We start from the raw sequence: 6399 nt of genomic DNA, 5'->3' as shown, positions 1-6399 counted from the left end.
GTGCAACTCCACTTGGTCGTGTAGGGGCTCAGGCTACGACACCTGGCCCGCTACGTTATAGGACTGTTGCACTTCGCGGGCGAATCCACCGGCTTCCATGCCATGAATAGCCCACGAAATGCCATGAGTATATAGAGCGCCATAACAATCAGTAACGTCGGTGTGCAATATATGACTGAATTCCAGAGAGTATTTTAACGACTGCTGTTCAACAGTCTGCCACCAATTCTTTATCTGTGCTGCTTGATCTTTTTGATGGTCTACGGATATCACAGGCAAACTACAACAAATTACCCGATTTTTATCAAAATCAGCCAATCTTTTAATAATAATAGGCCAATTCTCATCAGAACACATCAAATTTATTAAGGATACGTATAGAACAGGATGCATAAGTTCCAAAGGCCTCCATGCAAACCTGCCATCCTTATTAGCAACCAAACTGTAATTTACGCCTGATATTTGATCTGGATTTTCAGATTTATGAGCAGAATACTGCGATCCAGCCAACACATCTGAAACAATTTTAAGCATTGGCTCAAAGCTTATATAGCTCGGAAAGTCGCCATTAAAATAACTACTTCCCTTAAGAAAATGTTCTCTAGCTTCTTTTGCGTCTATTTCGGAAATCTTTTTCATACTCGCCCCAGATTTTTCTATTTTAGCGTTTAAATTTAATATCCATCCAAAACTACATGTCTATCCCACATTGATTTTGTTCTTTTTACAACATCAGCTCACCTAAAATTTGGATTGCACAATCCAATATGCAGGACAGATCATGCTCACACCAATGTCCTTGAGGACCAATCCCATCCTATGTCATTTCCTAGTCAAGGCCCCGAGCGTCTTCCCTCAGTCGCTTTTTCTCTAATCCTACAGTGCATCCGTGTCCTTCATTGCGCCTTTTGGCTTCCCTTTGGCCGTAGGAACCCAAAGAATTAGTATTTATCTCGCGATATTCGGCCGTCTCGCGGCGCATCTGCTCCATCGCCGGATCGGTGAACGTGACCTTGAGGCCGTGCATACCGGCGAGCTGGGCGACTTCAAGCCGGAACTCGTCTGTGCCTTCCACGATGAGGGCTTGGCCCTCGAACCGCTTGGACGCCAGTTCGAGCGCAACCAGCGCCGCGCCGGTCGTGGCTTTCTGCGCCTGAACGTGAGTCTTCCGGTCGATCACCATGCCGCCGTCGATGGTGCTGTACGCCATCGTCCCGTCTTTCCGGGCCTTGGGCTTGAGCTTGTCGAGAACGACAGCTTTGGCCTTGTCGGCCCGGTCGGCGGTCAGTAGCTCCCCGTTCCAGCGGCGTGTCCTTTCCTCGCGGTCGCGCAGCACGGCCAGCGCCTCGTAGTTGCCGCGCTCGGCCTGCTGCGTCAGCCAGTCGGCCCAAGTGGGCATCGTCGTCTGTTTGAACAGCGCCTGACGGCGAGCGTCTGCGCTTTGCCGGTTCTTTTGGCGCGAGGCGTCGGCCTGCTGTTTGATAGTGCCGTACATCAGGCGTTTGGTCGGCCCCTTGCCCGCGACCTTCAAAAGCATTCGCTCTGTCTGGCTCCACTGCCTCACCTGCGCATTGAAAGCCGCACTCTCGCGCTTGATCTGGTCGAGGCCCTGACGGCGGGCCAGAATGGCCGCCTGTCGCTCGCGCTGGTACTGGTTGAACAGGCCCGCTGTCGTCGGGGTATCCGGCCGCCGGGGTCGTGGCTCGTACCGCTTGCGGTTCGCTTTCGCCTCGGCCTGCCGTTCGGAAGGCTGGAACGGGCCAAGACGGTCGGTTAGGGCCTTCATGGAAAGGTCGCGGCCGACGTTGCTCGCCTTCGCCCAAATGCCTAAATCTGGCTCGCCGATGACAAGGCCAGCGCCGCGCTGGCGAACCTCTAGGCCGTGCTCGGCCGCTGCGTCATGCAGTTCCTGCCAGCTCGTCGCCTGCCGCATCGCCGGGGCGAGCTCGCGGGCCGCGTACCCGGTCAGCGTCTCGATGCCGGACTGCGCCTCCACGCTGGCCACTTTCGCGCCGATGCGGACTGGCTCCGCTTTATCTGCTGACTGCTTCTGTAGACGGGTATCGGACAGCTTGCGCAACCCGTTCAGGGTTTTGGCTTTGGGAGGCTCCGATATGCTGAGGTCGTAAGCGTTTCTAAGGTGTTTACGGAATAGGCTATCGCGCTGCTCTGGGGCTTTCGCTGGCAACAGCTCAATGGCGCGGTTCTGATGCCGCTGCTTTGCCTCCAGACCATGAAACGTTCTTTGCAAGCCATGCTCTATTTCAAGACGCTCACAGGCCTCCATCAGGCGGAACTGATCGTAATAGGGTTCGATGTTCTGTAACCCGGTCGGGTGAACCTTGTTGACGGCTACATGCACATGCAGGTTATCGGTGTCGATATGAACCGCTGATACACGCTGGTGCTCATCGAGGCCGATGGCAGCGCATAGTTCGTCTTCGATGGCGTGCAGCGTTTCAAGGTCTGGCTGCTCGCCGGGCGGGAAGGAATAGACAAAGTGGTAGGTCTTTTCCGCCTTCGACCTGGTGTTAGCCGCTTGCGTGGCTTGGATTAAGATTGCGGCATCTGCCGGATCATCCGTGCCGCAGTTGGTAATGCGGAAGCTGGCGACCTTCTCGCCCTTGGTCGTGCCATTGGCGGAATCCAAAATGTAATCGGCTGTGCGCTCCCAGCTCGTCGGGTCAATGCCGCCCTTGGCCGCCACCATATACTTGATTAACCGAGCTGGGCTTGAGGCCTTGCGTTCACGGTTGATGCGATGCGCGATCATTTGGAAATCCTCCCCATGAGCGCCCGCATGTCATCTTGGATTGCGCGGAAATCCATCATCATCGTTTCCACGTCAATCGGTCGAGCGCCCTGACCGCGTTTCTCAGCGAGCCACAATTTCAGCAATCCGGCCACTCGGCCTAGGTCGCCATTCACTTTTGCCAACTGGCGGACAGCCTCCAAATCGGCACGTGAACCTATAGGCAGATTCAACCCAACAGCGCGAAGGAAAGCGGCATTCGACAATCCCGCCTGATCGGCCCTTTCGGCTAGCTCTTTTTTCTCGTCACTGCTGACCCAAACCTCAATTCGCTCCCGCCGTGGACGTGTCCCACGCGAATGCGGCTTGATAGCCTCAATCGCATTTTCACCGGCCATAAGCCTTTCCTCTTTGGTGTAAATGTCGCGGAGCGACTGACAGCCTCGCAGAGCAAGATGCCGTCGAACCGCAGGTGAGTAAGGGGCGGTGTTGGACTGGTGCGGGCTTGCCCGTACCGGTACAACACACATCTTGCCGTACTGCTTCATGCGATTCTATGCGACTGGAGCAGAATCGCCAGTAAAATATGGCGTAATCGCGTACATTCGCGCTAATTCGCATACATTCGCGTAGCATCGCATTAATCAATTCTTCTAATCGCGTAGAATCGCGTACATTCGCATAGAAACGCGTTTCCGACTCAGTACATGAGCATCAAGGATGGACTGACACCAAAAGGAGGGGCTTTGAGAGGCCATCAGGTAGGCCAGCCAAATCTAAGCCTTGTAAATTGCCCGACTCGGGTGAGAACATAGCCTCCGTTTACGCGCTTTTTTTTACAAACTCGATCATCAAGAAACAACGGAGTAATCATGGCACGAAAAACCCTTGCAGAGCGCCGTTCTGATGCCCTTTCGGAGCTTGAAATGGCAAAAGCCAGATTGGCAAAACTCGACAATGAGGCAGCAGAAAGAATCGGAAGAATTGCAATAAAGTCAGGATTAGTTAATCTTGAACTGACGGACGATCAAGTCCGGGAAGAATTCGACAGAATCGTGGAAAGGATCAGCAAGGGGAATTGATCATGAAGACAGCTCACCGCATCAGCGCATTGGCCAATCAACTCAACGAACTGCAAGCCTGCCTCGGTCGAGCCAGTGGGCGGCCTAGCAAGAGCGTTATGGAAGCCCAGCGCATTGCGGCCGAGCTAGCTTCTTTACTCGAAGAGTGGCACCTTGAGACGTTGCACATCCCTGAAATAGAGCGTGACCTCTATCGCGTAAAGAATCCCTATTACGCGGCCCTCTGACGCCACGCACCGGCTTATCAAAAGCTCACTTCGGTGGGCTTTTTTTTGTCCGCAAAACGTATCAAAACGGACAGCCAAGCCCGTTCCGCTCGTCATGAAAAACGCGATCAAAATCATAGTGTTGAGAAACAATCTCGTGAAGATTGACGGACAGTTTACGGACATACATCATTGAATTCTATGCGGATACAAGATTATCCGCATATTTAAAACCGCTCCATATCGGTCAATAATTAAACCTCGGACGATGACAAAATGAGGTATTCGGTATGGAAATGGAATCGCAAAAAACGTCGGCTTATGCCGCCCGAAAATTCGGTCGAGGCACGGCGCTCGCTCTAGCAATGGCAAGCGCAGGCCTTGGTGTGAGTCTCTACATGGCACCGGCTCCGGCCTATGCCATCTACTGCTCGAACTGCTCGACGTTCTATCAGCAGATGTACGAGTACGCCGAAGCGGTGAATACGCAACTGAACACCGCGCAGCAGTTGCAGACGCAGATCCAGCAGTACGACAACATGATTAAGCAGGGCATGTCGCTGCCCAGCCGCATGTTCAACACCATCACTGGCGACCTCCAGCGCGTGGCCAGCGTCTACAACTCGGCGCAGTCGCTCGGCCGCAACATCAGCAATCTGGACGAACAGTTTCGCCAGCAGTTCAAGGGCTATGACAGCTATCTGAACTCGATTGGCCAAGGGCAAAACAACATGCCGCAGCGCTATCGGGACTGGGCACAATCCGGCTTCGATAACGCCCGCACGGCCATGCAGGCCGCTGGCGTAAATACCAGCACATTCGAGGATGAGAACGCGATGCTGGATCAGTTGGTGAGCCGTTCGCAGTCGGCCGTTGGCCGTCAGCAGGCCATTCAAGCCGGGAACGAGATTGCGGCGCAGAACGTGCAGCAGCTCCAGAAGCTGCGCGATCTGGTAGCCACACAAATCACCCTGCAAGGCAACTACATGGCGCAGCAAAACGAACGACAGTCCGTTAGCGATGCCTCCGAACAGCAATTCCGCAGCCGTGAAAATACACGCGGCCCGTCTGAGGGGTTCTAACCATGATGATTTCTAAGGCGCTGATTGCCGCGCTCTGTCTCGTCTCGGCCCTTGGTGGGTCGGCACTGACGGCCGTGGTCGTCACGAACGCCGCCGCGCCGGAATGCGCAGCGGTCGGCAATGGCCATCAGGATGACCAATTCCGCAGCCGCCCAAACACTCGCGGCCCATCTGAGGGGTTCTGACTATGCGACGTTCAACCGTTTTCGCACTTGTCGGCGCGGTGCTCTTGCTATCTGCAACTAGTGCGATGGCTGCCGGGGTCGATTTGGCGCAGAGCAACACGTCTATGAACAGCCTTCTGCGGCTGATTCAGAACGCTTCAAACCAATGGGCACCGCGCCTGCATGACTACGCCTTGTGGCTCTTGGGATGCCTTGCCGTCATCCAGTTAGTTTGGACTTTTGCTCCTTTGGTCATGCGCGGAGCTGAACTGGGCGACATCCTCCATGAGCTGGTGAAATTCATCCTCGTGATAGGGTTCTTCTATGCGATGCTCGAGCACGCGACCGAGTGGGGCGGGGCCATCGTCAACAGCTTCCGGCAGGCCGGGGCGCACGCGGCAGGGTTGGGTAGTGCGGAGCTGATGCCGGGGGATATGTTCTCAACTGCTGTGGACTTTTCACGGCAGGTGCTGACGGCCGGTGTTTCGATGTTCAGCCCAATCACATCGGTTGTAGTGGCCGTATCTGCATTAATCGTCCTGATATGTTTCACGTTTATAGCGGCTCTGGTGTTCGTGACGCTCGTAGAGGCCTACGTCATCATCAATGCCGCCGTCCTGTTCATGGGTTTCGGTGGCTCTCAATGGACACGCGAATATGCACTGGCTCCCATTCGCTATGCCGTTGCGGTAGGTGCCAAGCTGTTTGTCCTGACTCTGATTGTGGGTCTGATCATGCAGGTTTCCGCAGAATGGTCGGCAGCCTACACCAACGACGAAGCGTCGTTGATGACCTTGGTCGGCCTGTCTTTGGTGTGCGCTTACCTGACCAAAACCATCCCTGAACTGATCGGCGGCATGATTAGCGGCACGTCGATGGACGGCGGCTCTGCAATTGGGGGCATGGCCGCAGCCGGTGCAGCCGGTGCGGCGGCCGCAATCGCTACTGTTGCAACAGCTGGGGCAGCAGCCCCGGCTGCTGGAGCACTAGGGGCCGCGGGAACTGGCGGAGGCGCTGCCAGTGCGGTGATTGTCAACATAGTTGTCCGCTATTTCATGCTGCGAACTTCATTTCATCGGGTGCTTTTCTATCGTCGTTATCCGGGTTCAGCCA

General features: G+C 55.0%; 8 protein-coding genes. 5 read left to right on the top strand and 3 right to left on the bottom strand.

Annotated features, from left to right (window positions below; all coding sequences use genetic code 11):
- Window positions 1-33: 33 nt before the first annotated feature.
- The 3 genes from XcuCFBP2542_RS18345 to XcuCFBP2542_RS18335 all read right to left on the bottom strand — a co-directional run bounded on the left by XcuCFBP2542_RS18345 (window position 34) and on the right by XcuCFBP2542_RS18335 (window position 3300).
- Window positions 34-639, bottom strand: coding sequence for a hypothetical protein (locus XcuCFBP2542_RS18345; protein ID WP_211293032.1), 606 nt, complete (start codon window positions 637-639; stop codon window positions 34-36).
- A gap of 190 nt (window positions 640-829) precedes the next feature.
- Window positions 830-2773 carry a TraI/MobA(P) family conjugative relaxase gene (gene traI / locus XcuCFBP2542_RS18340; protein ID WP_249027683.1) on the bottom strand — a complete coding sequence of 648 codons (1944 nt, stop codon included), beginning with the start codon at window positions 2771-2773 and terminating at the stop codon, window positions 830-832.
- Window positions 2770-3300, bottom strand: coding sequence for a plasmid mobilization protein (locus XcuCFBP2542_RS18335; protein WP_425478058.1), 531 nt, complete (start codon window positions 3298-3300; stop codon window positions 2770-2772). The genes traI and XcuCFBP2542_RS18335 overlap by 4 nt, the downstream gene beginning before the upstream one ends.
- 324 nt (window positions 3301-3624) lie before the next feature.
- Between XcuCFBP2542_RS18335 and XcuCFBP2542_RS18330 the strand changes: the two genes are divergently transcribed.
- From XcuCFBP2542_RS18330 to trbL, 5 genes are all read left to right on the top strand, one after another.
- Window positions 3625-3834: a TraC family protein gene (locus tag XcuCFBP2542_RS18330; RefSeq protein ID WP_000101768.1), complete on the top strand. Its 210-nt coding sequence runs from the start codon at window positions 3625-3627 to the stop codon at window positions 3832-3834.
- A 2-nt stretch (window positions 3835-3836) separates the two neighbouring features.
- Window positions 3837-4061 (top strand): hypothetical protein, encoded by a 225-nt coding sequence (locus XcuCFBP2542_RS18325; protein ID WP_104605634.1) that lies wholly within the window; start codon window positions 3837-3839, stop codon window positions 4059-4061.
- A gap of 269 nt (window positions 4062-4330) precedes the next feature.
- On the top strand, window positions 4331-5122 hold the full coding sequence (gene trbJ, locus XcuCFBP2542_RS18320) for a P-type conjugative transfer protein TrbJ (protein WP_104605632.1): 792 nt from the start codon (window positions 4331-4333) through the stop codon (window positions 5120-5122).
- A 2-nt stretch (window positions 5123-5124) separates the two neighbouring features.
- The gene (locus XcuCFBP2542_RS18315) at window positions 5125-5307 is read left to right on the top strand and encodes a hypothetical protein (RefSeq protein WP_004690111.1); all 183 of its coding nucleotides are present in this window, start codon (window positions 5125-5127) and stop codon (window positions 5305-5307) included.
- 2 nt (window positions 5308-5309) lie between these two features.
- Window positions 5310-6399 (top strand): P-type conjugative transfer protein TrbL (trbL, locus tag XcuCFBP2542_RS18310; RefSeq protein ID WP_249027682.1); only part of this gene is annotated, 1090 nt, incomplete at its 3' end.

Source organism: Xanthomonas cucurbitae (genome assembly GCF_002939885.1).
Lineage (GTDB): Bacteria > Pseudomonadota > Gammaproteobacteria > Xanthomonadales > Xanthomonadaceae > Xanthomonas > Xanthomonas cucurbitae.
This window is presented reverse-complemented; position numbering and strand designations above follow the sequence as displayed.